Here is a 26,441-nt window from a genome sequence, read left to right as displayed (position 1 = left end):
ACAAAACGTTATCAAGTTGAGAATAAATGATAATTTCCTGTTTGATCCTGGTCGGCCTATCTTGGAGTCATCAACAGACATGATGGTGAGGTGCCCAATGACTCAACAAACTGCCCCAACGTATCCACGCTCCTTCTCCCATATCGGTATTTCGGTACCGGATCTGGAAGCCGCGGTGAAGTTCTACACTGAAGTTCTGGGTTGGTATCTGATTATGGAGCCAACAGAAATTACCGAAGATGATTCTGCCATTGGCGAAATGTGCACCGACGTATTTGGCGCTGGCTGGAAACGTTTCCGTATTGCGCATTTATCCACGGGGGATCGTATTGGTGTTGAATTATTCCAGTTCGATAATCAGGAAAACCCTGAAGACAACTTTGAATATTGGAAAACCGGTATTTTCCATTTCTGTGTACAGGATCCGGATGTCGAAGGCCTGGCCGAAAAAATTGTCGCCGCTGGTGGTAAAAAACGCATGAAAGCACCTCGCTATTATTATCCGGGTGAGAAGCCGTATCGTATGATTTATATGGAAGATCCGTTTGGCAATATTCTCGAAATCTACAGCCATAGCTACGAGCTGCACTACGCCGCCGGTGCTTACAACTGATTCGTTATTTTGGCTTTGATTATAAATTTGGTTTGATTTGGTTTTAATTGGATAGAGGAAACCGTTATGAAATATTTAATGATATTAGCCTTGTTATTAAGTCAGCTCACTCAAGCAGACAATAACCCTCAACAAGAATTACCGGAATTACATCAGGCAGTGATCTCCGGCAACCTGAATCAGGTAAAGAAACTGGTGGAGCAGGGAGCGGATATTAATCAGTTGGATCGGCTGATGGGGAACAGCCCTCTGCATATTGCCGCGCAGACCGACCATGCCGATATCGTTCAATATTTATTGGATAACGGTGCCTTTATTAATTTGCGCACACCGCGTTCCGGTATGACACCATTACATGTGGCTGCCTGGTATTCCAAGGCCGACAATATCAAGGTGTTATTTAATGACCCTGAACTGAATATCGAATTAACCACTCCGGCGGGTGCCAAGGCCGAACATATGGTGGGCGGCTGGGATCGTAACATTGAGCCTCATGAGAAAAAGCTCTATGACTCTCTGGCGGCGTTATTCCAGCAAAAACGTCAGCAGCAACAAGCCGTATTAGCTGAGCAGAAAATCCTGAATACCATTGATGATCAGTCTCTGACGGAAGCGCAAAAAGTAATCCGCATTCGTCAATTACTGAAAGCTGGCCAGGATGTGAATCAACGTCGCCCTGTGTATTCCAACCGGAACGACTGGCACACCCCGTTAGTGGTGGCAGCACGTGATGGTTATCCACAAGTGGTGAAACTGTTGTTGGATAACGGCGCTGACCAGACCATTCCGGGTTATCCGATGAATGCCATCGCCTTTCATAAAGCCGCTTATATGGGCCATCCGGAAATTGTGAAAATGTTGGTGGCGGATAAAAACGCCAGTAAGGTGATTAATGCCCGTGGCCCAAATAACGGTTATACACCGCTGCATGATGCGATCTGGCATGGCAGTGTGGAGGCCGCGCAGGTGTTTATTGATGCCGGTGCTGCAACGGACCAGGAAAACTTTGAGCAGGAAACTCCAAAGCAGCTGGCACAGCGCTATGGTTATCAGAAGATTGTGAAGGCGCTGCCCTGAGCGCCGAAACAGCACAGTCGCCGGGAAAACTGACCTAACGAGCCAATGTGTATATGACTGGCCCATAAATTTGACTATTATTACTGGGTCACTAGTCTTTCTAGTCCCTTCTACCCGGCGCCTGGCAACGTTTCATGCTACATCTTTGGTTTTCATTAGCCGTCATTCTTTTTCTGGGATGTTCTTCATCCCAGGCCATGACGTTGAGCGAAAACAGACACGCTGACCCGGTTGCACTGGAGCTGACTTACTTTTCTACGTTCAGTGAACGTGCGGCCATCGAAGAAGCGCTCGATTATGTGCTTCCCTGGCAGGTGCCGGATAAAACCCCGCCGAACTTTGGCTTCAGCAGAAAATCGTTCTGGTTGAAGGCATCCATTAATAACGACTTCAGTGTTTCGCAGAGACGACTACTGACGGTTGATTACCCGCTGCTTGATCATCTGGAAGTCTTTTTAATACAAGACCGAAACATCATTAAACATGCGGTGATGGGTGACCGTATGCCGTTCCATGTTCGGGAAGTGAATAACCGCCGTTTTGTTGTACCGGTGGATATTCCGGCGGATGGTGAAGTGCAGGTTTATTTCTTTCTCAGAACCAGCAGTGCTGCGTTACTCCCGGCATTTTTATGGCAGGAACAGGATTTTTACCAGCATGAAGTAGAACTGTCTCTCGGCTTCGGACTGTATTTTGGCTTCATTATTGTGATGATTGCCTACAACCTGTTTCTGTATTTTTCCATTCGTGATGTCAGCTACCTTTATTACATTCTGTACGTTGGAGCATTCTGTGTTTTCCAGGCGTCACTCACGGGCCTGTCTTATCAGTTTCTTTGGCCTGATAGCCCAAACTGGAATGACCTGAGCATCCCCTTTACGGTGCTGCTGACGAATGCCACCGCGTTATTGTTTGCGATCCGTTTTCTCGATCTAAAACAAAATACACCACTGTTGTATCGCTTTGTATTAGTCGATCTGGTGCTCTGCAGCGCGTTATTATTCGCATGCTTCTGGGTCAGTTACGCCTCCATTATTGCTATTGCTGCAAGCTTTACCATTGTGAACAGTCTGGCGATGTTTGCTGGCAGCGCTTATTTACTTAAGCGTGGAGTACGCCATGCGCGCTTCTTCTTACTGGGGTGGACGGCATTCCTGCTGGGTTGCCTGGTGCTGTCTTTAATGGTGCTGGGCATTCTGCCGATTAACTTTATTACTGAACACGGCGCCAAAATCGGTTCTGCGATGGAAGTGGTGTTATTGTCTTTCGCTCTGGCCGATCGGATTAACTCTGAACGGAAAGCTAAGTTTGCTGCCGAAAAACAAACCTACCTGGAAAAAGAAAAAACCGCTTCGGCACAGGCAGCAACCAAAGCCAAAGATGAATTTCTGTCGACCATGAGCCATGAGATCCGCACACCTATGAACGGTGTGATTGGCATGTTGCAGTTGTTGCGCGATACCAACCTGGATCATAAACAAAAAGAATTATTACAGGTTATGGATGGTTCAGCACAAACGCTGGTGGCCATTATCAATGACGTTCTCGACTTTTCAAAAATACAGTCCGGCAAGATGCCAATTGAGCATATTCCGTTTGATCTGCAGCGCTTATTAAACGGCGTGGCCGAGCTGTATCAGATGACTCTGAAGCTGAAAGAAGATATCCGTTTCGAGCTTGTTGTCGATGCCAATGTACCGCTCTGGGTAGCCGGAGATCCAACCCGGTTACGACAAATTCTTACCAACTTTATTAATAATGCGGTGAAATTTACCGAGCGTGGAAAAATTATTCTGCACGTGAGCCAGCAACGGAATCAGACCGTGTTTCGGGTTACGGACACCGGGGTTGGACTCAGTGAGCAAGAGCAGCAGGGGTTGTTTCAGCAGTTCAGCCAATCCGGTGCCGAGGTTAGCCGAAAATACGGTGGTACAGGCCTGGGGCTGAGTATTTGTAAAATGCTCAGTGAGCTGATGAATGGTGATGTAGGTGTTTCCAGTCGAACTGGCCAGGGTTCAACCTTCTGGTGTTCCTTGCCGCTGGAAGCGACGGTGCCTGAAACAAGGTTAAAACCTGAGACTGAGCATTGCTCCGGAGAAGTGGGTCAGTTATCGGTGCTGGTGGCTGAAGATAATTCGGTGAACCGTCTGGTGGCAGAAAAAATGCTGGCGAAACTTGGTGTTAAACCGGACTTCGCTGAAAACGGTCAGCAGGCTGTCGAGAATCACCAGGGCAAACAATACGACCTGATTTTAATGGATTGTCAGATGCCAGTGCTGGATGGCTACCAGGCGTGTGAGAAGATTCGCGAATGGGAAAGTAAGCATCAGCTTGATCCGGTTGTGATTGTTGCTTTGACTGCCAATGCCAGCAAAGAAGATAAAAAGCTGGCACTGCAATCCGGCATGAATCTCCATTTGTCCAAACCACTGCTATTGGAATCGCTGGAAGAAACCTTGATTCAGGCTTTGGATAGCCGTCGCTAAAATCACTTTTTTATTCAGGACTTTTCGTCGTACGCCTGACGAGCCTGTTTAATATCTTCGTGATGCTGATCAGCCCAGGACACCAGCTGGTACAGAGGCTTAACAATATCGCGGCCCATGTCGGTTAATTCATACTCTACCCGTGCCGGTACTTCCGGATACACGGTTCTCAGCACATAACCTTCGCGTTCCAGATCTCTCAGGGTTTGCGTCAGCATTCGCTGGGAGATCCCCACAATGCGCGACTTTAGTGAGTTAAAGCGGTCTGGCCCGTCCACCAGAGCAAACAGAATCAACAACGACCATTTATCGCCGATCTGCGCAATCACGTTGCGGATCGGGCAGTCCTCATTATTGTGAAACATACGTCGTTCGCTTGGGGCGGCTGCAGTCATCACTGTTACTCCATTCTTTCGTTTGTCTGGGCAGGTTACCAAAAGGTGCCTAGCGCAGTTTTCGGTGCCTAATTGTGCTTAATCATACCCAAGGTTATTATTAATTACCATGGTATGCATAAGTAACCTACTTAAGACAAATAGTAAAAAACAGCTCGAAAACAACAAACTTTCAGGAGTTTATTATGTGGAAATTAATTACCTCGTTCATGTTGGTTGTAGCGGCCGCCTCGGCTCAGGCAAAGGACACCATTCAGATTGATCTGGCAGCGCTGCAGAAGGCCAGCTGGAGCGAGCAGGAACAGCAGAACGCCGAAGTGATTACTGACTTTGTGCAGAATCTGATGAACAACCACAACTTCGATTATGTGTTAGAGCGCTACAACGACAGTGCCTACACTCAGCACAATCGCAACCTGCCGGATAAAGTCACCGGGCTAGTAGGCTTTCTGCAGGAGTTTGTTGAGGACTACCCTGAATACAGCTACGACGTAAAACACATTTATGTGGATGGCGATTATGTGATTTTCCATTCCCACGCGACGTTAAATAAAGACGATCGTGGTAACGATCAAAAGGGCATGAATATTATTGATACCTGGCGCTTAGAAAATGGCCGTATCGTTGAGCACTGGGATTCGATTCAGGCGCTGGATGGTTTTATGCGTTTTTATTCGCTGATCAGTGGCGGCAACATTCATAATGATAATGGAGTGTTCTAGGTCGGAAAAATTAAAAACCGCTTCAAATTGAAGCGGTTTTTAATTCTGTTAACGGCTATTTCGCCGCTACCACAATGTCGCCACTGGTGCTGTTATCGACCAGATCGACAAAGTACTGGGCAACGTCAGCGGCAGGCATACCTGGTTCAGAACCCATCCCCATGGCTTCCATGGTTTCTTTAATCCAGCCGGGAGAAACGGCATTAATACGGATATTTTCCAGCTCCAGTGCTGAGGCCTTGATGGCACCTTCAACGGCGATATTCACCGTAGTTACCATGGAGCTGCCCGGAAATGGGTACTGAGCCAGTACTCCCGTGGTTAAAACAATAGCACCGCCGTTTTTAACAAACTTATTGCCATAACGAACGGTATTAATCTGACCCATCATCTTGTTGTTGATGGCAAACTGCCAGTCGCTGTCAGCGGTTTCAGCCAGTGGTTTCAGATGCGCGACACCGGCGGTGCAGATGATGGCATCCACTTCCCCCACTTTGTTAAACAACGCTTGCAGCGATTCAACATTGGAAATATCCACCGGATTTTCTGCGTGGTTAAAGGATGCTGAAATGACTTCGGCTTCGCCCTGATATTTTTCTGCGATGGCTTTACCCAGCAGACCGGTTGCACCGATTAATAGAATCTTTTTCATAAGAATTCGCCTCTTGAACTGATGAAGCTCGCTGGCGATACAGGCCATACCGAGCGCTTAAGTAACAATATAGAGGGGACTTTGCTATCGTTGAAATGGATAGTTTCGATTCGGTATATTGATCTAATGAATATAAATACCCTCGATCTGAATTTGCTAAAGGTGTTTGATGCGCTCTATCTGGAGCGCAACGTCAGCCGTGCCGGTGAGCGTATTGGTATTGCCCAGTCGTCCATGAGTAATGCGCTGAATCGGTTGCGTGATCAGTTTGATGATCCGCTGTTTCAGCGTACCCCCAAGGGCATGGAGCCAACCGCACGCGCAGAGGAACTGGCGCCGCAGGTACAACTGGTATTAATGAACGTCAGTCAGATGTTGGCACCGCAGCAATTTGACCCGGCTCAGGCGGATGAGCGCATTAGTATCGCAGCGCCGGATTTGGTGGTGATGACACTGGCGCCTGAGTTAATGCAACAACTGGCACGTCAGGCGCCGGGTATTCAGCTCAATTTTGTTCCGGTGGAAAAACAGCAGGTATTTAACCGGTTGGATGATGGCAGCCTGAAGCTGGCGATTGGTACGTTCGCTAATGTTCCGGCCCACCTGAGAAGAAAATCATTCTCGCAGGAACAGTTTGTTTGTATTGCCCGCAATCATCATAAAGACATCAAACAACGCCTGACGCTGAATTTATATTGCCGTTTGCCGCATATATTAATGACGTTAAATGCTGATCAGGTCGGGGTGATTGATGCTGAGTTGAAGAAGCTCGGCAAGCAGCGTCATATTGCCATGACTTGTGCCCAGTTTTCTCCGATTGCTGAAATTGTCGCCAACAGCAACCTGATCGCTACGGTACCCAATTCATTAGCCAGCGTTGCTGAGCGCGCTGGTTGTTGCGTTTACCCATTGCCGTTTGAGGTGGAGCGCTGGGAAATGGAGTTGATCAGCAGTCAGAAGTTTTACAGTGATCCGCTGGGGAAGTTTATTGCGGATCTTATTTTGCAATGCCAGAAAAACGCCTGATTGTTCAGGCGTTATTAAAATCAGCTGTTTTATTCAGCTGATTTTATGGCAAAGCCAGAGTGTTTTTTATGACAGTGTCGGGCTGATTTTACGGCAGCGTCGGGTAGTCGGTGTAACCCACCGAGCCGGGCGTATAAAAGGTATCCGGATCTGCCTGATTTAATTCTGCGTTTTGCTGAAAACGTTCAACCAAATCCGGGTTGGCGATAAAAGGAACACCAAAAGCAACAGCGTCAGCTTGTTGATTGGCAATCGTGGCGTCGGCCTCTTCACGGCTATAACCCATATTGGTGATTAAATTACCGTTATAATCTGCCCGCGCCGGAGTAACCACATCGCCGGTTTGTACACCAAAGAAGTCGGCACGCATCAGATGCCAGTAAGCCAGATTAAAGCGATTAAATTGTTTCGCCAGGTACTCCGTCATACCAACCGGATCACTGTCTTTCATGCTGTTAAAACTGTTTAACGGTGAGGTACGAACACCCACGCGGCCGTTGCCCCAAACATCCACCGCGGCTTCAATCACCTCCAGTAATAATCGTGCGCGATTTTCCAGTGGGCCACCATAGTTTCCGCTACGTTGGTTGCTGCCGTCGCGCAGAAAACTATCCAGTAAATAACCATTGGCACCATGCACTTCAATACCATCAAAGCCTGCTTCTTTGGCGTTTTCTGCCGCTTTGCGGAAGCCTGCAACAATGGCCGGAATTTCGTCGTCGCGCAGTGCACGTGGCACGGTATAGGGTTTTTTACCTTCAGGTGTGTGCACTTCGTCGTCAATGGCAATTGCGCTTGGCGCTACAGGTTCAATGCCGTTATTCAGGTCTGGATGACAGGCGCGACCACCGTGCCAGATTTGCAGCACAATGCGACCGCCTTTGGCATGCACCGCATCGGTCACTTTTTTCCAGCCTGCGATTTGTTCGGCGGAATGAATACCTGGCTCGTTAATAAACGCCGAACCGTTTTCCATCGCCATGGTGGCTTCTGCAATTAATAAACCGGCACTGGCACGCTGGGCATAATATTCAGCGATAAGCTCACCTGCGACGTGGCCTTCTTCGGCACGGCTGCGGGTGAGTGGCGCCATAATAATGCGGTTCGGCAGTTCGATATCACCCAGAGTAATTGGAGTGAATAACGACTGAGAAGAGGTTTGAGTGTTGGACATGGGTTGTTCCTGAAACTGATCTCGTTGTGTTTTTATTAATGTAGGAACGAGCAGGAGCAACAACAAGAGTGGGCAGTTGCAACTATCTATCACGCTCAGCGCAACAATATTCGGTTTACTGACGGAACTTCATTTTTTACTGCAGAGGGGTTCTGCGCCTGAGAAAAAAGCTCCCCCGTGTGAGAGAGTCACGGGAGAGCAAAGGAGGGAATCGTCAGAATTGGAAACCGGCACTGATGTACACTTCGTCTTTACCTTTTTCCTGATCAAAACCGTGGGCATAACCCAGGCGTAGCGGAATTGGCATGGCATACATCACAACCAGTTCCGTGCTGAATTCGACGCCGGCAGAGGTCAGGTATTTCGCCTCATTACCTTCGCGCCAGGCAGCACCGTGGTCAACAAAAACGTTAGCGCCCATATTGCCCAGACCAAGCGGGAAAATATCCCAGTTGCGTTCAATTGCGCCTAATGTGGTGCGCCATTCCAGAGTATTAACATTTACCCGGGTACCGGTTTGTACGTTGTCGCTGTAACCTCTTAAAGCCCAGCGATCACGACCGAATAAGGTGTCGCTGGCCTGCAGAATATTACCGCCGAGACCAAATAATTTGGGTTTGTCGAAGCCATAAGCGTTCGAGGTATTAAACGCCAGAACCTGAGTGCCGGGCAGGTCGATATAACTGTTCCAGTTAACGTTAATCACTTCGCCATGGTAATCACTGTCGATCACATCATTCGTTTCCCAAACTAATGATGCACGCTGGCCCCAGCTGATACCGGGTGCATTCAGAAATCCTTCGGCATTGGAGAAATCGAGGCGAGCACCAAACAAACCTTCTTTTCTGGCTTCGTGATATTGCACGTATTTTTTATCGCTGCTTTTTCCTTTAACGTCTTTTTCGGTTTCGCTGTGTACCCCGAAACTGAATTGAAGTTTATTTTCGAAGGCATTAAACAGATTAATACGGGCGACTTCGACGCTGTCCGATTCACGAATCTGCAGGCGCTGCTGGTTACCGATATTACGCTCGGTATACGTGTGTTCACGCTCCAGAGTGAATTGCCATTTGTTGTCGTAAAAATACTGCAAGACACCACTGCTGACGCCGTTCTGAGTATCGTGGGCCAGCGTGGCGATATAGCTGTGGCGCAGCAGTGCGTCTTTACCGTCGACCGATGCACCAATCAGAGTGGCGTTATCATCACTGCCAAAAATCGGCATCCAGCGGGTAGGAGCCAGAGTAGCAAACGGGCTGTAGTCCCGAATTTCGCTGTGGCTGACCTGAGTACTGTAAGGGTCCGGATAATTGTATTGTCCTTCGGTTGCACTCAGAGCAAATTCGTCAACGACACGCAGGTTTTCAAGCTCGCTGTGTTCATAACCATTGGCGTTGTAGTTCTGTAAGAATACTTTGCCGCCAACCAGTTGTGGTGCCAGTGCGCCACCCATCAGATTTGTTAATTGCTTCACCTGTTTGCTGGTTAAATCCAGGGTGTAAAGGTTGTAGGTTTCACCATAGTCCGCCGCATAAATCAGGGTGTTGTTATCGACGAACTGCGGCCCGGTTTCGATTGCTTTGCTGTTGGTAATCTGCTGCCAGCTGGCGGATTTAATATCGAATATTTCGATATTCCAGCCCTGATTTTTACGCTTAACGGTTGCCACAATACGCTGGCCATCAGCGGATAAAGAATATTCCCCCAGTACATCATCAAGTGAACCGCGCCATAAGGTACGTAGTGGTTTGCCATCGGCTGTTAATAAATCCAGCTGGCTGATGCCGTCTTGTAAACGTTTGGCCAATAATCGTTTGGGCTGATTGGATTCTGCCGGCACCCAGCGAGCATCACGATAACGCTGATCTTGGGTAATGCGTTGTTCTTCACCATCGACCAGCTGATAAATATCGGCCCAGGCGCGGCCATCAGCACGGTGACTTAAGCGGGTATAAATCAGTTTACCGTCAGGACTGACGTCGATGTTTGTGGCGTCCTGAATTTCAGCCAGAGTCTGGCGCTCACCCAGTTCATTCACTCTCACAATACGCTGACGGTCTTCGCCATTACGATACAGGTAATAATAGTTTTTACCGTCACTGGCGCTGGCATCCAGTGAATAACCTTCATTGCTGATGGACGCTAAACGAGTGAGTGGTAATAATTTAATTTCATCAATTTGTGGCTGGAACTTTTTAACCAGCCAGCTACGGAAATCAGCCCATAAATGTTCATAGTTTTTGCCAAAGACTTTACGTGCATCCGGGTTCAGGAAGAAAAAGTTAAACGGCACCAGATTACGTGAATATAAAGCCAGATATTCACGCAGTTTTTCTTCACCATAAGTATCCGTCAGAAACTGATAATAATAAGCGCCATACAGGTAGTGTTTGCCCATTGGCCAGTCACGCAGAGTGATAGCCACTTGGTCGAGGCCATCAATACCGTTCAGTACTTCCATACGCATTTGCATATCGTAGCCTTTACTCTGGCCACGACCGAGGCCCAGCTCATGATTGGTTTCGGTGTAAACCGCTAACCCCTCAATTAAAAAGCCAGGCTGATAGGCATGTGGAAAAGTTACAGTATGACGCCCTAACACGTTACGTACCGCAGCCGGTAAACCACGTGCCATATCGATGTGAATCACATGGGTTAATTCGTGGGTAATTAATAAATTCAACCAGTCATCGTAGGCTTCTAATGTGGTGCCGCCATCTGGTGGGCTGAGGAATAACCGCATCTGGTTCCAGGGTTCAACGTGAGCCCAGCCATTGGATAGATCAAAATCGTCGGTTAAAACCACCTGCACTTTGTCTTTGGGTGTCCAGCCCAGTCGTTTGGTAAGAATTGGCCATTGAGTTTCGGAAACGGTAGCCGCTCGTTGCGCCATTTCCTTATGTTGTTCGAGGAAGTTAAACACGAAGTGTTCAGTTTCGAAGGTTTTCCATTCGTCACCTGGCAGTACCCAGGCAACGGCGCCTTCGTTGCTGGCATAGGTGTAAGAAGGCAGGGCTGCCAGGGTAAAACCACCAACCACGGCGGCCAGTACGGATGCAGATAATAACTTGGGAATAAATAATTTGTTCGACATGATGAAACCTCGGGGGGAACAGATTCCGCTGATTTTTCATCAGTCTACTGAGGTGCTGGTTAACCCTGACTTAACTGTTTCAGATAAAACCGTTCAGCTTAGGTTTAGGTTCAGTCGCTATGGATGTTTTCCCAGTAAAGCGGTTCGGAAAATAACTGCTGGAAAAAATCGATAAACGCGCGGGACTTTTTTGGCAAAAACTCGCGTTGTGGAAATAACAGCCACAGATCTTTGTGGGGCATATCGTATTGCGGAAATAACTCCACCAACTCACCGCGACGAATATATTCACCGGCAATAAAGGTCGGTAAGCGCGCCACCCCCAGGCCCTGTAATACCGCTTCTGCCAGGGCATTGCTGTTATTAATGCGATAACCGCCGGATACCTTAATTTCCAGGCTTTCCTGGTTATCCGATGACGCTTTTGAATGAAACTGCCAGCGGTCGCTGTTGCTGGAATAGCTGTAGGTCAGACAATTAAATTCCGTCAGCGTTGTGGGGCTGGTGAGTTTTTCCTGATGTTGCTGATAAAACGCCGGAGAAACACATACGCAGCTGTTCAGCCGTGCCAGGCGTTTCGCAATCAGGCGCGAGTCGGGCAGGTCTCCGGCACGAATCGCCAGATCAAACCCTTCTTCAATCAGGTTGTGGTGTTGATCATCCATCACCACATCCAGCTCGATAGCGGGATATTGCGCCATAAATGCCGGCAGGTGAGGAGTAATGTGGTGCTGGCCAAAACTCATAGGAATTTGCACCTTGAGTAAGCCAACGGGTTCCCCCTGTAACTCCTCTACCGCTTCCCGGGCTTGCAGCGCCGAACGGTTTGCCTGGCGGGCGTAATGATAAAACTGCTCACCGGCTTCGGTCAGGCTGAGCTTACGGGTACTGCGGTGAAACAGGCGGGCGCCGAGTTGTTCTTCCAGCTGAGTAATACGTTTACTGACCGCCGACTTAGACACACCAAGGTGCTGCGCTGCGGCAGAGAAGCCCTGATGTTCGGCAACCGCCACAAATACAGGTATCGCGTTAAAAATATCCATCGTCGCCCAGGTAAAGCCTTTTGGGTTGAGAAAAACTCAACTTAGAGTTTGCCGGATGCTGGATTGTTGATCAATGTTCTGAGCGATACAGTGATCGTATTCCCTTTACCGGAGGCCCGATGATGATCCGACTTGAACACGCCAACCTGGTGGTACAACAGATTCAGCCCACCCTGAACTTTTTAAAAGTGGCTTTTCCGCACTGGCACGTACGTGGCGAAGGCGATATGACCTGGAAGCGTGGTGCGCTGGAAGTTGAGCGCCACTGGCTGCACTTTGGTAACGACGATTATTACCTGACGCTGAACAGCAACGCCGACGCGCCGATGCGTGATTTAAATGGCAATCAGGCCGGGCTGGCCCATCTGGGGTTTGTTGTCGACGACCTGGATGCGCTGGAGCAGCGTCTCGCTGAGGCCGGTTTCGTTCCAGCCATTGTTGGCCAGCCCCATCCATACCGGAAAACTCTGTATTACAACGAACCCGGCGGGGCTCAGTTCGAATTTATGCAATATCTGAGTGAGGAGCCACAACAACGGAATTTGTATGGCGGTGAGCAGGGCACTTTTAAACGCAATTGAACTGCAGTTGAGCAATCCATATTAAATAGTATCTGAGGTGAATTTAATGAACGATTCAGTAGCAGGAAAAATCGTACGCGACTTATATCACGCCGTTGACCGTAAAGATGTGGAATACCTGGCACAAAACCTGAGCGATAACATTCGCTTTCGCATCGGTAATAACCCGGCAGCAACGGATAAAGACGAAATTCTCGACGCTAATAAAAGCTTCTTTAACAGTATTCAATCCATGAGTCATACGCTGAGTAATATTATTCAGCAGGATGATCAAATCGCCTGTTATGGCCGGGTTGATTACGTACGGTTAGATGGCAGTCAGCATTCGGCGTATTTCTCCACGTTTTTGCGGATGGAGCAGAATAAAATCTCTGATTATTTAGTATTTGCCGATATTTCCGGCTTATTCTGACTGCTGGGCCAGCGCATCCAGTAATAGCCTCAGGGCCTGGGGCATTTGTTTTCTTGAGTGGTACACGCCATAAATCGTTAACGTGGTAGGTTGGAATTGCGGCAGAATTTCAACCAGTTCACCACGTTCAAGATACGGTTGTGCATCGGCTTTGGGTTGATAGGTGATGCCCATATCACGTACCGCTGCTTTTAATAAAATCATACTGTCACCGGAAATCAGATCCCCGCCAACGGCCTGGGAATGTTGTTCCCCCTGATACTGAAAGCGCCAGATATTGTGGCGATCAAAATGGGAATAAATCAGGCACTGATGTTGTTGCAGTTCGGCCAGCGTTGCCGGTGTGCCATGTTGTTTCAGGTAACCCGGTGAAGCACATAATACCGACGGGCATTCGCCCAGTTTTCTCGCAATCAGGTTCGGATCAAGCTCTGCGGCGATTCGGATTGCCAGATCAACCCGCTGTTCTACCAGATCAACCGTGGCGTTATTAATCTGCAGTTCCAGGCTGACTTGTGGATAACGCTGGCGGTATTGCGGCAACACCGCCAGCAGAATATGTTCGGCCGCGTAATGAGCACAGCTGATGCGCAGGTGACCACGCACCGCAAGGCCCGGGGTTTGTTCTGACAACGGAATTTCATCAGCAAGCCGCAACAGCTCCCGACATTGCTCCAATACCTGTTCTCCGGCATCGGTCAGACTCAGACGTCGGGTGGAGCGGTGTAGCAGCCGGGCATTGGCCCATTGCTCAAATTCATTAAGGTAGCGGGTGACTTTGGAGCGCGACATATCCAGCTTCTCTGCAGCGGCAATCATGCTGCCCTGATCAATAATCTCAACAAACACTCTGGCGGCGGTGATGCGATCCATAGGGTGCCTCAATGGAGGAAAAATGGGTTATTCGTCCGGATATTAAAACAAATATGGTCGAATTATTGGGTTTTTCGAGCGTTATCTGAAATTTATAGTGTGGTTGTTATTTAATCAACCCGGGTGTTCTCTGAAGTGGAGCACTTCTTTCGGAGGATCGGCGATGAAACTTTTCTCACGTATTGCAGCCAGTGCGGCGCTGGTGGCTGGCCTGGCAGCCTGCTCAGTATTACAACCAGCTGACGAAGCACCGGCAGACCTGGATTTTCAGATCTATAACCCACAGGCACAATCTGTGTTCCCGGTAACGTCAACGTTAATTACCGGATCAAACGAAGCCATTCTGTTTGATGCTCAGTTCCAGAAGAATGATGCCCAGCAGCTGGTGAATATGGTGCTGGCTAGTGGCAAGCAATTAACCACCATTTATATCAGTCAGGCTGATCCGGATTATTACTTTGGCCTGGATGTATTAACCGCCGCTTTCCCGGATGCCCGTGTTGTTGCGACAGCGGCAACTGTGGATAAGATCAAAAAGTCGATGAAAGGCAAAAAAGCTTACTGGGGTCCGATTCTGAAGGACAATGCTCCGCAAAAGCTGGTTCTGCCAGAGGTGCTGGAAGGTGATAGCCTGATGCTGGATGGTGAGCGTATCGATATCGTCGGAATTTCAGGACATGACCCACTGCATACGTTTGCCTGGGTACCGTCGGAAAAACCGTTCTGGGTGGTGTGATTCTGATGGAAAACATGCACATCTGGATGGCTGATGCACAGAGCACTGAAGAACGTCAGGCATTAATCAAAACCCTCGATAACATTGCAGCACTTCAGCCTGAGCGTGTGATTGCCGGTCACATATTGGGTAAAGCTCAGGCGAATACCAGTGTGATTGATTTTAATAAACGTTATATCCAGAGCTTTGAACAAGCCAATTCGGAAACCAGCACGGCTGACGAATTAATTCAGAAAATGAAACAGGCTTATCCAGAGTTACATGAGGTCGGTACGCTGGAGTTCAGTGCTAAAGTAGTGAAAGGCGATATTAAGTGGCCACAATAAATTCTTCAGATTATTGATAACGAGTTTAGTATGAAAATTGATACCCAGGCACAAGCCCAGCTGTTTACCGAGGCACACAGCTTTAATCACTTCAGTGATAAAGCCGTCAGCGAAGAAACCATTCGTGAATTATATGAGCTGATGAAGTGGGCACCGACGTCGATGAATACACAACCAGCGCGTTATGTATTTATTCACAGCGACGAAGGTAAAGAAAAACTGATTCCGGCATTGCTCGACAGTAATGCTGAAAAAACCCGCAAAGCACCGTTAACGGTAATTATTGCCTACGATACTGAGTTTTATCAGCACTTAGGTGAGCAGTTCCCGGCGTACGATGCGGCGCCTATGTTCCGTGCTAATAACGAATTAGCGGAATCTACCGCGTTTCGTAACAGCTCGTTACAAGGTGCTTATCTGATGATGGCTGCCCGCGCGCTGGGTCTGGATTGTGGTCCGATGAGTGGTTTTGATCCTGAAGCCGTGAATCAGCAATTCTTCGCTGACGGTCAGTACAAGGTGAACTTTATTGTGAACCTGGGTTACGGCGCAGAGCAGGGGTATCACCCGCGTGGCCCTCGTCTGGCGTTTGATCAGGCAGCAGAAATCATCTGATCAGATCCTGACAGTAATGGCCGCAAATCTGCGGCCATTCGTTTTTCCTGACCTTCCTCAATACTCTTGTTACCGAGTGTATCGCCACGCTTTGGTGTTATTTCGCTCAACAGTTGAAGTCGCTATACTCCCGCCCGTTACTGATTAATAAGGAAAGTGCGGGTATGACTGATAACGCAACGGACAAAACGGATAACGAGCCGGAAAAAAAAGGCATTGTCGCCCGACTTCTTCTGATTTTAACCGCACCTTTACGAATGTTGTTCCGGGTATTACTGGGTTCGGTTAACTGGAGCGCGCCAACCTGGCTGAAATGGTCCAATAAATTCCGCCGTTCCAGGCCGTTGGCTTTCTATTTTCTGCTGGTTGCTGCCTTTGCTGGTTATCAGCATCAGTACTTCTACGAGCTGTACCATAAGCTCTGGCCACAGCCGCTTTCGGTGTATGCCGAAGTCTCAGTTCCCGGATTACCTGGTCGGCATCACGGCGCCACACCCAAAAAACTGCGGTTAGATTTTCGTTTTGACAAACGCAGCCTCAGCCAGCGTAAAGACAAAACCAGCTGGTACCCGTCTGCTGCACCACTGAAAAATATCGGTGAACAGGTTACCCGTGGTATTCGTATGTTTCCGGAAAAAGCCGGTGTCTGGCGCTGGGATAATCAGAACACGCTGATTTTTACTCCGAAACAGCACTGGCCTGCGGGGCAGGAATATGAAATTACGTTAGCACCGGAGCTGATCCAGAAAGACCTGCAGCTGGCCAAAACGGAATACAGTTTTGAGACCCGTAAGTTCACTGCCAAAATTAAAGATATGGAACTGTATAACGATCCATTGGATCGTTCGGTGAAAAACCTGGTCGCCACTGTATCCTTTTCCCATCCGGTGCAACAACAGGCGCTTAATGAATTAATCAGCCTGCAGGAAAAACACGACGGTGTCACCGCTGGCCGTCGTTTTAACTTTGATGTGACCTTTAGCGACAATGGTTACGATGCTTATATCAAGTCAGCACCGATTAAATTACCGCAGCAAGAAGCGTATGTATTTCTGACCGTCAGTGATGACGTTGCTAACGCAGCAAAAACTACCACGCTGGGCAAAGACGTTAAACGTAAGATGCTGCTGCCGGACACGTCGAGCTTTATGAAGGTGCGTGATGCCCGCAGCCAGATTGTACGTAATAAAGACAATGATCCTGAGCAGGTCATCACCGTTTCGCTGACCGACCATGTGTCTGAAGATGAATTTAAGCAACGTTTGAATCTTTACATGTTGCCGCGTCACCGTTCGGTGGGTTATATCCGTAAGAACGGTTATAGCAATGCCCGTAAAATTCGTTATGAGCTGATCCCTAACGCCGAGCCAACAGCGGATGTTTATAACCTGCGTATCGATGAAGCAGGGCGGAAATATCTCTACCTGCGTGTTGAAAAAGGCCTGAAGTCGGTCAGTGGTTTTGCCATGACCAAGGCCTATGAAGACGTCCTGTCGACGCCTGATTATCCAAAAGAACTGGATATTGCCGGTGAAGGCAGCTTGTTGTCATTAGCCGGTGATAAGGCTCTGAGCTTCAGTGCGCGCGGGATTAATGAAATTCGCGTCAGTATTTATCGTCTGTTAGATGACCAGCTGAATCACTTTGTCACTCAGACTTATGGTGACATCGATGAGTTGAAATTCAGTAACTACAACTTCAACAAATATAATCTGACCCGCTCCTTTCAGAAACGCCTGTTTCTTTCTGGCAATTCGCCGAAAAAAGTAAAATATGCATCCTTGTCATTAGCGCAGTATCTGAAAAGTCAGAACGCGGGTATTTTTATTATCGAAGCCGAAGGTTATCAGAAAGATCGTGATTACAGCGTTATAAAAGACAAACGTATTGTGATGGTGACGGACCTCGGCATCATGTTGAAAAAAGCTGCCGACGGCCAGCAGTTTGTTTATGTGCAATCGGTTAAAACCGGTAAACCTGTTGCTGGTGCCAGAGTAAAACTGCTGGGTCGTAATGGTATCCCGGTATTTTCAGCGACGACAAATACACAGGGCTGGGTCGCGTTCGCCAGTGCCGATCGTTATCGTAATGAGCGTGAGCCGGTTGCTTATCTGGTGAGTTATGGCAACGACAGTTCCTATCTGCCCTACAACCGCCATCAGCGCCGAATTGATTTTTCCGGTTTTGATATCGACGGTGAATACGGTGGAAATAACAGCGGTAAAAATCTGAAAGGTTTCCTGTTCTCAGATCGGGGTATTTATCGTCCGGGTGAAACCGTCAGCCTGGGTGTGATGGTTCGACAGGAAAATATGCAGGTAAAAGCCGGTATTCCACTGGAGCTGAGTATTCATGATCCTAAGGGCAATGTGGTATTAAAAGAGAGAATGGCGGTTCCGGAAAACGGCTTGTTTGATCTGGAAATGCCAACCACCGCTGCGACGCCAACCGGTGACTATGAGGCACATTTATACCGGGTTAATAAACGTGGCTACACCAGCGTACATTTAGGACAAACCAACTTCTCGGTGGAAGAATTTCAGCCGGACAGTATGAAGATTCGTACCGAACTGGTGCCGGGCGTCAGTAAAGGCTGGTATAGCCTGGCGCAGGCTGAAGTAGCAGCGGCGACTGACCTGAAGGCCGATTTAAAGACTGGTTTGAAGGCAAAGGTACAACTGAAAAATCTGTTCGGTACACCGGCACAAAACCGCCGGGTTGAAGCAGCGATTGAACTGAAGCCCGTGACTTTCGCTTTCCGGGAATTCAGTGACTATCGCTTTACCGATCCATTACGCCATAACAAAGCCCGTAATGGTCGACTGAATCAAACCTTGCCTGGCGCTCAATCCGATAATGAGGGCATGGCTGAGTTTGATATTTCACTGCAGCAATTTGATAAAGGTACTTACCGTTTAACCTTCTATGGCGAAGGTTATGAGCCTGGTGGTGGTCGCAGTGTCACTGCCCAAAGTGAAATGCTGGTCTCGCCATTAAGTCTTCTGGTCGGGCATAAAGCAGATGGTCAGTTAAAATATCTGAAAAAAGATCAGCAACGCCATGTACATTTTATTGCGTTAAATCCGCAGCTGGAAAAACAGGCCATGAAAGGGCTGAAGCTGGTTCGTATTAAGAAACAACCCATTTCGTCACTGGTTCGTCAGGAAAACGGTTTATACGCCTATCAGACTGTGATCCGTGATGTTGAAATGTCATCCGATGATTTTGAATTTGATAGCAACGGCGGCCAATACGCATTGGACACTTCTGAGCCCGGTGATTATCAGCTGTCGCTGTATTCCGCTGACGATGAATTATTATCGCGCTTTAAATACAACGTAGCAGGCAGTGCTAATTTAGCTGGTCGCTTGGAGAAAAATGCCGAGCTGTCGATTCGTCTGAATAAAAACGATTACAAGGCCGGAGAAGAAATCGAGGTCAATATTATTGCTCCTTATACCGGCTCTGGTCTGATCAGTATCGAAAGTAATACCGTGCACGCACAGAAGTGGTTTACTTCCACTACCAACAGCTCGGTACAAACCATACGCGTTCCACCGGGTCTGGAAGGTAATGCGTATGTGAATGTGGCTTTTGTTCGCTCTCTGGATTCACAGGAAATTTTTACCAGTCCGCTGAGTTATGCCGTTGTGCCGTTTAATATTGATCGCAGCAGCCGGGTAATGGATATCAAACTGGAGGCACCAGAGCGAGTAGAGCCGGGCCAGAAGGTGGCTATTAATTACAGCTCCGATAAACCGGGCAATATTATTGTGTTTGCGGTTGATGAAGGCATTTTGCAGGTAGCTGATTACCAGCAGCCTAAACCGCTGAATCACTTTATGAAGAAAAAAGCGTTGCAGGTCAGCAGCTTCCAGATTCTCGACATGATTTTGCCGGAATACAGTGTGTTCCGTAATCTTGCCGGTGTGGGTGGTGGTTCGCCAATGGCGGATGATCTACTAGGTGCCAACCTTAATCCATTTGCCCGGACGCTTGATAAACCTGCGGTGTTCTGGTCCGGAGTAATGGGGGTCGATAATAAAACCCGCAGTGCTGAATTTATTGTGCCGGATTCGTTCAGTGGCAACCTGAAAATAATGGCCGTTGCAGCTAATGAATCGTCGTTGGGTATTGCCCAGCAATATACGCTGGTGCGTGGTTCGTTTGTATTATCACCGAACGTACTCACCGTGGCTGCACCGGGGGATGAATTTGATGTCACGCTGGGAGTCGCCAATCTTGTTCCGGGTGTGGCGGATAAAGGTAAGGTGCAGGTGTCGCTGCAGTTATCCGATAACCTGGCGCTGGCCGCTAATCATTCGCAAGAAACGGGTTTAACACAAAAAGCGGGGTTAACAACGGAGCTGAACATTGCCGAAGGCAACGAAGGCCGTACCGATTTCCGCATTAAAGCGCTGAATAACCCTGGCGAAGGACGACTGGTATTTACCGCTCAATACATCGATGAACAGGGAGTGCCGGGCAGAAAAACCAGCCGCGTGGCAACGTTGAGTGTCAGACCGGCGCAAACCTTCCGTACCCGGGTTGCTTCCGGATTTGATGACAGTGGTAACGCCGAAACTAAGTTACCCTTTGCCCTCTACCCGGACTTTGCTTCGCAGAGCATTTCTGCGTCATCCAGCCCGATGGTTATGGCAGGAGGTCTGAGCCAGTTCCTGGATAATTATCCGCATGGTTGTACCGAACAGATTGTCAGCCGGGTATTCCCATGGCTGGGTCTGGCGGCATCACAAACGGATGCGGCGATGCAACAGAAAACCCGTGATCATGTTAAGCGCGTAATTGGCACTTTATATTCACGCCAGACCAGCGAAGGCGGGTTTAATATGTGGCCGGGTTATTACGGCAGCCATTTTGCCAGCCTGTACGCGACTCACTTCTTGCTGGATGCTAAAGCGTATGGTTACGCGGTGGAAAAGGAACTGATCAGTTCTACTGTGGAATACCTGCGTCGTATTGCCCGGCAGCAGGCTAATGGTCGTGTGGCACAACGCCACCGCGCCATGGCAATTTATCTGCTGGCACGGGCACAGGAAATTCCAACCAATTATCTGATTGATCTGCACGACACGCTGAAATCACAGGGTGAAAGCTGGCAAAAAGATATTATGGCCATGTATATGGCGGCCACTTATCAGTTGCTGAAAAAGCACGATGAGGCGGCTGCGATGGTAGAGCAGTTTGGCTTTGACAATAAAGTGGAAGAGCCAACCGACTTCCAGTCGGACCTGACGGTTAACGCCCAATACGTGTATCTGGTATCGGCACACTTCCCGAAAATTCAGCAGCAGCTGGATGTGGAAAATACCATTATGCCGTTATTACAGCCGTTGATGCGTGGTCGCTTTAATACCATCAGTGCATCGTATACCACCATGGCGTTACAGGCTTACAGTCGCCAGAATCGCGCGCGTTACGGTGATGAAACTGCAGACACGTTCCGTTTTGTGGTGAAGGATAAAGATGGTAAGGAAATTCAGCTGGATAATCTGGCGTTATCGTCGACGGTAATTTTCCCAACTGCAAATATTCCGCTGAATCAGAACACGCCAGTATCTGACGAGATTTTAATTCGTGGTGAAAATCCGGTGTTTTATCAGGCCAGCCAGTCTGGCTTCCCGGCGGTAATGCCGGCTGCTGAAAACAGTAATCTGGAAGTGGTGCATCAACTGTTGAATAAAGACGGTAAAGAAATTACCACGCTGAGACAGGGTGAAGAAGCTGTGGTGCGTTTGCGCATTCGCACCCTTAACGGCAGACAGGTTGATAACATTGCTGTGATTGATTTACTGCCGGGTGGTTTCGAAGTGATTCGTGAATCGGTGCCTCGTCAGAGCAATCACTGGAACAGCGATTATGTCGATGTTCGTGAAGACCGGGTGATTTTCTATGGTGGATTCGGTTCATCCGTTACCGAACTTGAATACCGCATTAAAGCGACTGCAGCGGGTGAATTTATTGCACCGCCAGCTTATGCCGAATCTATGTACGATCCGGATATCTGGTCACAATCGGCAGCAGCAACAATCACCGTAGTAAACGATGAATAATTGGCGGGGTTAAATCCGTGAAACGTTTTTTACGGGTGACCTTGGTAGGCAGCTTGTCGGTTGCCATGCTGTTATGGCTGGCGGCCGTTTTGTTGCCAAAACCGACGCTGTTTGCCTGGCAAAGCTGGTCAACGGCTTATTACGATCAAAACGATGAACTGCTACGACTGACGCTGGCAGACGATGATCGCTATCGTCTGCCGCTGACGCTGGAAGAAATCAGTCCACAGATTCGTCAGGTCACCACCCTTTATGAAGATCAGTATTTTGATCATCACTTTGGCGTTAACCTGATTGCGTTATGGCGGGCATTTATTACCACTTACGTCAGCAATGAACGACGTGTTGGTGGTTCAACCATCACCATGCAGGTTGCCCGCCATGCTTTCCGGATTGAGTCCCGCACCATCGTCGGAAAAATTCAGCAGATCTTTGCAGCCTTATGGATTGAATTACATTACAGCAAGGCTGAAATTCTTGCGGCATATCTGAATTCAGTTTCTTACGGTGGCAATATCGAAGGCATTGGTGCTGCCAGTCTGATTTATTTTCATAAACATGCACGAGATCTGAATCTGGCTGAAGCCATGGCCTTGGCGGTGGTGCCACAAAACCCGGTTAAACGTAATCCGCAGACGATCAGCGGTTATCAGAATATGTTGCGGGCGCGCGATATTCTTTATCAGCGCTGGCTGACCGATGTGCCTGAAACAGCAGAGCAATTAGGGTTGGTAAAACTGTGGATGTCGTTACCCTTGCAGATATACCGCAGCGCAGATCTGCCGTTTCTGGCGCCACATTTTGCTCGTTATCTTAATCAGCGTTATCGCTATTTAAGCGGTAATATCAAAACCACATTAACTCTGTCGCACCAGCAATTACTGGAGAAACACATTCGTGCCTGGGTCGAATCCCGGCATGATGTGGGTATTCACAATGCGGGTGCTGTTCTGGTGAATAACCACAACCACAATATTGAAGCCTGGGTGGGGTCGGCGGATTTTAATAATCACGACATCAGTGGCCAGGTTGATATTGTTACCGCCAAACGTTCACCGGGTTCGACTCTGAAACCTTTTGTTTATGGCCTGGCGATGGATCAGGGGAAAATACATCCACTGACGTTGCTGAAAGACGTTCCGCAGCGCTATGGCGCGTATACGCCGGAGAACTACGACAAACAATTTGCCGGACCACTGACGGCTACTGATGCATTAATTACCAGCCGTAATGTACCGGCGGTATCGCTGGCGACTCAGCTAACCAGCCCTGGATTTTATTCATGGTTGCAGCAAGCCGGTATTTCACCACTCAAAGCTGAAAAACATTATGGCATGTCGCTGGTATTGGGTGGGTTGGATGTCAGCATGCTTGAGCTGGCGCAGTTGTATACGATGTTGTCGTCGGCAGGAAAACTACAACCGTTAAATACCGTGTTTGATTCTGAAATTAATGCCAACGAAATGAAGTCAGTCCAGCAGCAGTTATTAACTCCGGAAAGTGCCTGGCTGGTACTGAATATGTTGCAACAAAACCCGGCGCCCGGGCACAACCTGGCGCAACAAATGGTTGTTCGCAATCGTGCAAAAATTGGCTGGAAAACCGGTACTTCATACGCTTTTCGTGATGCCTGGGCTGCTGGAGCCAATGATGATTACACCCTGATTGTCTGGGTGGGGAATTTTGATGGCAAAGGCAACCCGAACTTTATTGGCCGCTCCGCAGCCGGACCATTATTTTTTAATATTATGCGTGCTTTATCGCCGCTTCCGGATTCAGAAAAACGGAATCACAGCGCTGACCTGAATGTGCAGCAGGTGAATATCTGTGAACCAACAGGCAAGCTGCCGGAAAAATATTGTCCGAGGCAGAAAGCGGGCTGGTTTATTCCCGGCGTATCACCCATTGCCACATCGGATATATTCCGGGCAATCCCTTTTGATATCCGTACGGGTAAACGTGCCTGCTATCACACTCAGGGTAAAACCCGGTTAGAGGTATATGAATTCTGGCCGTCGGATATTCGTCAGATATTTTCCATGGCGGGGATTCAGCGACGTCAGCCTCCGGCGGCTCCGGCTGAATGTGCATTAACCTCGGCGTATAACGGTGTTGCTCCACAAATCACCTCGCCGGTGGCAGGGCTGGAATATCAGTTGCAGCTGAATAACCGTGGCGATCAGGCGATTCCTTTGCAGGTCACACTGGATGCCGATGCCTCCCACGCTTATTGGTTTGCGGATAATGAATTTATTGGCAAAAGCAGCAGTAACGAAACTTTGTTCTGGCATGCCCGTCCGGGTCAGTATCGTTTAACCGTGACGGATGACCGTGGGCTCAGTGATGAGCAACCCCTCTCGGTGCGGGCACTGCAATAGTCGGCCCGCTCCGTTGTGGATGGTGGTTACGAGGCTTTCAGTTCCATCACTAACTCCAGCGCTTTTAAGCGTTTGCCTTCGTCATAAATATCATTGGTAAACATCAGCTCCTGTATCGGCAGTTGTTCCACCATCACTTCCAGTTTCGATTTTACGGCTGCCGGGCCACCACTGACCGACAGTCCTAAAAAGGCTTCAACCTGCAGTTGTTCCATCGGGCTCCAGATACCTTTCATGGATTCGACCGGTGGCGGTAAATACAGCACCTGGCCTTTCATCAACGACAGCACCCGTTGCTGCGAACTGGTGCCGAGGTAAGCGGCTTCATCGTCTGTTTCAGCCAACATCAGTGGCAAACATAAAATGGCGTAGGGTTTTTCCAGCTGTGCCGATGGCTGGAAATTCTGCTGATAAAGCGCCAGTGCTTCGCGCGCCAGCTTAGGAGCAAAATGTCCGGCAAAGGCATAAGGTAATCCACGTTGTGCTGCCAGCTGAGCGCTGAATAAACTCGATCCCAGCAGCCAGATATCCACCTGACTGTTAGCACCGGGATACGCCTGTACGCGTTTATCACCAGCATCCGGACCTAATAAGGTTTGCAGTTCGCTGACTTCATCGGGAAAGTTTTCCGCACGCATATCGTCGCGACGTAATGCGCGGCTGGTAATCGGGTCAGTACCTGGCGCACGGCCCAAGCCTAAATCGATCCGACCGGGGAATAAACAGTCCAGCGTACCAAACTGTTCCGCTACAACTAACGGCGGGTGATTGGGCAACATAATGCCGCCGGAACCTACCCGGATGTTTTCAGTTTGGGCGGCCACCTGACCAATTAATACCGAAGTGGCGCTACTGGCGATGCCCGCCATATTGTGGTGTTCGGCTAACCAGAAACGCTGGAAGCCTAACTGGTCGGCATGTTTGGCGTAACGCAACATACGTTGCAGTGTGTCACCAACGGAACTGCCGGTCGGTACCGATGCAAGATCCAGCAGAGAAAAAGGAATATCAGACAGGGTGGCCATAACGCATTACCAGAAATTTTACCCGCTCAGAATGGCATATCCTTGCGGCGCCATCATCCCTGTTTTCTGGTAAAGATTGTTGCGTTCAATCGTGCAGTTTTTTTGGGTTGTTTTACTCCGTTGTTTTATCGGAGCGTTTTATTGGGCAGAAAAGATATTCTCCTGTAATAAATAATCGATCACCGCCCGGGTGCGCTGTGGTACCTGACGCCGTGATGGATACACCAGAGAAAATACCAGTGTTTCACTGCCGATCGACGGCATCAGTTGCAGTAACTGGCCGGAGGCAATTTCTTCTCGCACAGTGGTCGGTAATAACGCACCAATGCCTAAACCGGCAACCACCATTTGTTGCATCATCAGTGGCGAATTACAGCGATAACAATAATCCGGCTGAATATTAATGTGTTTGCCGTGTTGGCGCAGTCCAATTACATGCTGGTGGTTGAGATCAAAGCTGACCCAGCGATGCTGATCCAGCTCAGCCAGGGTTTTTGGTGAACCGTATTGATTGAGATAGGCCGGACTGGCGAATAGCGCAAATTGTTCTTCATGCATGACCCGGGCAATCACCGAATCGTCTTTGGGTAAACCGATGCGGATCGCCAGATCGATTTGCTCACCGATTAAATCCAGCCGACTGTCATCGAGAATCAGATCCAGCTTGATATGTGGGTAACGCTGACGAAAGTCATCCAGCACCGGCAAGATGTATTTATGGGCAATATCGTGATTCATGGTAATCGCCACCCGGCCGCTGGGCAGCTGCGGAGTGATGATGGCTTCAATACCGTTAAGAATATCCGGCAGCTGGCGCGCCTGTTCATACACCTGCTGACCTTCGCTGGTAATGGTCAGCTGACGGGTAGAGCGCTGTAATAAGCGTACACCTAGGTCCTGTTCCAGCTGTGCCACCTGCTCGCTGATACGTGAGCGGCTGCTGTTGAGCTTACGTGCTGCGGCGGCAAAACTGCCACACTCAACCACGCTGGCGAAGATGGCTAACAAGCGCAGATGGGAAAAATCAATTGTACTCAAAGTCCGAACTCCGTATTCGGTATTGATCGTCTTATGGTGACGATGAGTGTGGCGCATACTGCTTGCGAATTCCAGATAAACACACTCCGAGGAGAGTTATT

At 48.8% G+C, this 26,441-nt stretch carries 20 protein-coding genes; 12 read left to right on the top strand and 8 right to left on the bottom strand.

Annotated elements, in window-relative coordinates; translation table 11 throughout:
* Window positions 1–97: 97 nt before the first annotated feature.
* From ACOQOZ_RS11750 to ACOQOZ_RS11740, 3 genes are all read left to right on the top strand, one after another.
* Window positions 98–613 (top strand): lactoylglutathione lyase family protein, encoded by a 516-nt coding sequence (locus ACOQOZ_RS11750; protein WP_420588358.1) that lies wholly within the window; start codon window positions 98–100, stop codon window positions 611–613.
* Between the two features lie 66 nt (window positions 614–679).
* Window positions 680–1,690 (top strand): ankyrin repeat domain-containing protein, encoded by a 1,011-nt coding sequence (locus ACOQOZ_RS11745; RefSeq protein ID WP_420588357.1) that lies wholly within the window; start codon window positions 680–682, stop codon window positions 1,688–1,690.
* Between the two features lie 203 nt (window positions 1,691–1,893).
* On the top strand, window positions 1,894–4,176 hold the full coding sequence (locus tag ACOQOZ_RS11740; protein WP_420588356.1) for a 7TM diverse intracellular signaling domain-containing protein: 2,283 nt from the start codon (window positions 1,894–1,896) through the stop codon (window positions 4,174–4,176).
* Between the two features lie 14 nt (window positions 4,177–4,190).
* On the opposite strand, the gene ACOQOZ_RS11735 is transcribed toward ACOQOZ_RS11740, so the two are convergent.
* On the bottom strand, window positions 4,191–4,571 hold the full coding sequence (locus ACOQOZ_RS11735; protein ID WP_420588355.1) for a winged helix-turn-helix transcriptional regulator: 381 nt from the start codon (window positions 4,569–4,571) through the stop codon (window positions 4,191–4,193).
* A gap of 185 nt (window positions 4,572–4,756) precedes the next feature.
* Here ACOQOZ_RS11735 and ACOQOZ_RS11730 point away from each other — a divergent pair, with 185 nt between their 5' ends.
* On the top strand, window positions 4,757–5,293 hold the full coding sequence (locus ACOQOZ_RS11730) for a nuclear transport factor 2 family protein (protein WP_420588354.1): 537 nt from the start codon (window positions 4,757–4,759) through the stop codon (window positions 5,291–5,293).
* A gap of 55 nt (window positions 5,294–5,348) precedes the next feature.
* Here the strand turns inward: ACOQOZ_RS11730 and ACOQOZ_RS11725 are convergent, their stop codons facing one another.
* Window positions 5,349–5,945 (bottom strand): short chain dehydrogenase, encoded by a 597-nt coding sequence (locus tag ACOQOZ_RS11725; protein ID WP_420588353.1) that lies wholly within the window; start codon window positions 5,943–5,945, stop codon window positions 5,349–5,351.
* A gap of 126 nt (window positions 5,946–6,071) precedes the next feature.
* Between ACOQOZ_RS11725 and ACOQOZ_RS11720 the strand changes: the two genes are divergently transcribed.
* On the top strand, window positions 6,072–6,971 hold the full coding sequence (locus ACOQOZ_RS11720) for a LysR family transcriptional regulator (RefSeq protein WP_420588352.1): 900 nt from the start codon (window positions 6,072–6,074) through the stop codon (window positions 6,969–6,971).
* An 88-nt stretch (window positions 6,972–7,059) separates the two neighbouring features.
* On the opposite strand, the gene ACOQOZ_RS11715 is transcribed toward ACOQOZ_RS11720, so the two are convergent.
* The 3 genes from ACOQOZ_RS11715 to ACOQOZ_RS11705 form a co-directional block, all read right to left on the bottom strand.
* Window positions 7,060–8,145, bottom strand: coding sequence for an alkene reductase (locus ACOQOZ_RS11715; RefSeq protein WP_420588351.1), 1,086 nt, complete (start codon window positions 8,143–8,145; stop codon window positions 7,060–7,062).
* 214 nt (window positions 8,146–8,359) lie between these two features.
* Complete coding sequence (locus tag ACOQOZ_RS11710) at window positions 8,360–11,239, bottom strand: hypothetical protein (RefSeq protein WP_420588350.1); 2,880 nt, start codon at window positions 11,237–11,239, stop codon at window positions 8,360–8,362.
* 110 nt (window positions 11,240–11,349) lie between these two features.
* Window positions 11,350–12,282 (bottom strand): LysR family transcriptional regulator, encoded by a 933-nt coding sequence (locus tag ACOQOZ_RS11705; protein WP_420588349.1) that lies wholly within the window; start codon window positions 12,280–12,282, stop codon window positions 11,350–11,352.
* A gap of 119 nt (window positions 12,283–12,401) precedes the next feature.
* On the opposite strand from ACOQOZ_RS11705, the gene ACOQOZ_RS11700 reads away from it, so the two are divergent.
* Window positions 12,402–12,863, top strand: a complete 462-nt coding sequence (locus ACOQOZ_RS11700) for a VOC family protein (RefSeq protein ID WP_420588348.1) — start codon at window positions 12,402–12,404, stop codon at window positions 12,861–12,863.
* 46 nt (window positions 12,864–12,909) lie between these two features.
* On the top strand, window positions 12,910–13,275 hold the full coding sequence (locus ACOQOZ_RS11695; protein ID WP_420588347.1) for a nuclear transport factor 2 family protein: 366 nt from the start codon (window positions 12,910–12,912) through the stop codon (window positions 13,273–13,275).
* Here the strand turns inward: ACOQOZ_RS11695 and ACOQOZ_RS11690 are convergent.
* Window positions 13,267–14,148 (bottom strand): LysR family transcriptional regulator, encoded by an 882-nt coding sequence (locus ACOQOZ_RS11690; RefSeq protein WP_420588346.1) that lies wholly within the window; start codon window positions 14,146–14,148, stop codon window positions 13,267–13,269. The genes ACOQOZ_RS11695 and ACOQOZ_RS11690 overlap by 9 nt on opposite strands.
* Window positions 14,149–14,311: 163 nt before the next feature.
* Here ACOQOZ_RS11690 and ACOQOZ_RS11685 point away from each other — a divergent pair, with 163 nt between their 5' ends.
* The 5 genes from ACOQOZ_RS11685 to pbpC all read left to right on the top strand — a co-directional run bounded on the left by ACOQOZ_RS11685 (window position 14,312) and on the right by pbpC (window position 24,277).
* Window positions 14,312–14,884 (top strand): hypothetical protein, encoded by a 573-nt coding sequence (locus ACOQOZ_RS11685; protein ID WP_420588345.1) that lies wholly within the window; start codon window positions 14,312–14,314, stop codon window positions 14,882–14,884.
* A gap of 5 nt (window positions 14,885–14,889) precedes the next feature.
* Window positions 14,890–15,210 (top strand): hypothetical protein, encoded by a 321-nt coding sequence (locus tag ACOQOZ_RS11680; RefSeq protein ID WP_420588344.1) that lies wholly within the window; start codon window positions 14,890–14,892, stop codon window positions 15,208–15,210.
* A 30-nt stretch (window positions 15,211–15,240) separates the two neighbouring features.
* Window positions 15,241–15,825 (top strand): malonic semialdehyde reductase, encoded by a 585-nt coding sequence (locus ACOQOZ_RS11675; protein ID WP_420588343.1) that lies wholly within the window; start codon window positions 15,241–15,243, stop codon window positions 15,823–15,825.
* A 164-nt stretch (window positions 15,826–15,989) separates the two neighbouring features.
* Entirely contained in the window at window positions 15,990–21,899 is a 5,910-nt protein-coding gene (locus ACOQOZ_RS11670; RefSeq protein WP_420588342.1) for an alpha-2-macroglobulin family protein, read from the top strand.
* Between the two features lie 17 nt (window positions 21,900–21,916).
* On the top strand, window positions 21,917–24,277 hold the full coding sequence (pbpC, locus tag ACOQOZ_RS11665; RefSeq protein ID WP_420588341.1) for a penicillin-binding protein 1C: 2,361 nt from the start codon (window positions 21,917–21,919) through the stop codon (window positions 24,275–24,277).
* Window positions 24,278–24,303: 26 nt separating this feature from the next.
* Here the strand turns inward: pbpC and ACOQOZ_RS11660 are convergent, their stop codons facing one another.
* Together ACOQOZ_RS11660 and ACOQOZ_RS11655 are read right to left on the bottom strand one after the other, a co-directional pair.
* A complete protein-coding gene (locus tag ACOQOZ_RS11660; RefSeq protein ID WP_420588340.1) occupies window positions 24,304–25,302 on the bottom strand; it encodes an LLM class flavin-dependent oxidoreductase in 999 nt (332 codons plus the stop codon).
* A 138-nt stretch (window positions 25,303–25,440) separates the two neighbouring features.
* Window positions 25,441–26,340 carry a LysR family transcriptional regulator gene (locus ACOQOZ_RS11655; protein ID WP_420588339.1) on the bottom strand — a complete coding sequence of 300 codons (900 nt, stop codon included), beginning with the start codon at window positions 26,338–26,340 and terminating at the stop codon, window positions 25,441–25,443.
* Between the last annotated feature and the right edge of the window lie 101 nt (window positions 26,341–26,441).

Source organism: Bacterioplanoides sp. (assembly GCF_965219715.1).
GTDB lineage: Bacteria > Pseudomonadota > Gammaproteobacteria > Pseudomonadales > Oceanobacteraceae > Bacterioplanoides.
Note: the sequence above shows the minus strand (reverse complement) of the source record. Positions and strands in the feature narration are given on the sequence as shown.

Coding starts and splice junctions, on each gene's coding strand:
- ACOQOZ_RS11750 (WP_420588358.1), top strand. CDS start 98: ATGACTCAACAAACTGCCCCAACGTATCCACGCTCCTTCTCCCATATC.
- ACOQOZ_RS11745 (WP_420588357.1), top strand. CDS start 680: ATGAAATATTTAATGATATTAGCCTTGTTATTAAGTCAGCTCACTCAA.
- ACOQOZ_RS11735 (WP_420588355.1), bottom strand. CDS start 4,571: ATGACTGCAGCCGCCCCAAGCGAACGACGTATGTTTCACAATAATGAG.
- ACOQOZ_RS11730 (WP_420588354.1), top strand. CDS start 4,757: ATGTGGAAATTAATTACCTCGTTCATGTTGGTTGTAGCGGCCGCCTCG.
- ACOQOZ_RS11725 (WP_420588353.1), bottom strand. CDS start 5,945: ATGAAAAAGATTCTATTAATCGGTGCAACCGGTCTGCTGGGTAAAGCC.
- ACOQOZ_RS11720 (WP_420588352.1), top strand. CDS start 6,072: ATGAATATAAATACCCTCGATCTGAATTTGCTAAAGGTGTTTGATGCG.
- ACOQOZ_RS11715 (WP_420588351.1), bottom strand. CDS start 8,145: ATGTCCAACACTCAAACCTCTTCTCAGTCGTTATTCACTCCAATTACT.
- ACOQOZ_RS11710 (WP_420588350.1), bottom strand. CDS start 11,239: ATGTCGAACAAATTATTTATTCCCAAGTTATTATCTGCATCCGTACTG.
- ACOQOZ_RS11705 (WP_420588349.1), bottom strand. CDS start 12,282: ATGGATATTTTTAACGCGATACCTGTATTTGTGGCGGTTGCCGAACAT.
- ACOQOZ_RS11700 (WP_420588348.1), top strand. CDS start 12,402: ATGATGATCCGACTTGAACACGCCAACCTGGTGGTACAACAGATTCAG.
- ACOQOZ_RS11695 (WP_420588347.1), top strand. CDS start 12,910: ATGAACGATTCAGTAGCAGGAAAAATCGTACGCGACTTATATCACGCC.
- ACOQOZ_RS11690 (WP_420588346.1), bottom strand. CDS start 14,148: ATGGATCGCATCACCGCCGCCAGAGTGTTTGTTGAGATTATTGATCAG.
- ACOQOZ_RS11685 (WP_420588345.1), top strand. CDS start 14,312: ATGAAACTTTTCTCACGTATTGCAGCCAGTGCGGCGCTGGTGGCTGGC.
- ACOQOZ_RS11680 (WP_420588344.1), top strand. CDS start 14,890: ATGGAAAACATGCACATCTGGATGGCTGATGCACAGAGCACTGAAGAA.
- ACOQOZ_RS11675 (WP_420588343.1), top strand. CDS start 15,241: ATGAAAATTGATACCCAGGCACAAGCCCAGCTGTTTACCGAGGCACAC.
- ACOQOZ_RS11670 (WP_420588342.1), top strand. CDS start 15,990: ATGACTGATAACGCAACGGACAAAACGGATAACGAGCCGGAAAAAAAA.
- ACOQOZ_RS11660 (WP_420588340.1), bottom strand. CDS start 25,302: ATGGCCACCCTGTCTGATATTCCTTTTTCTCTGCTGGATCTTGCATCG.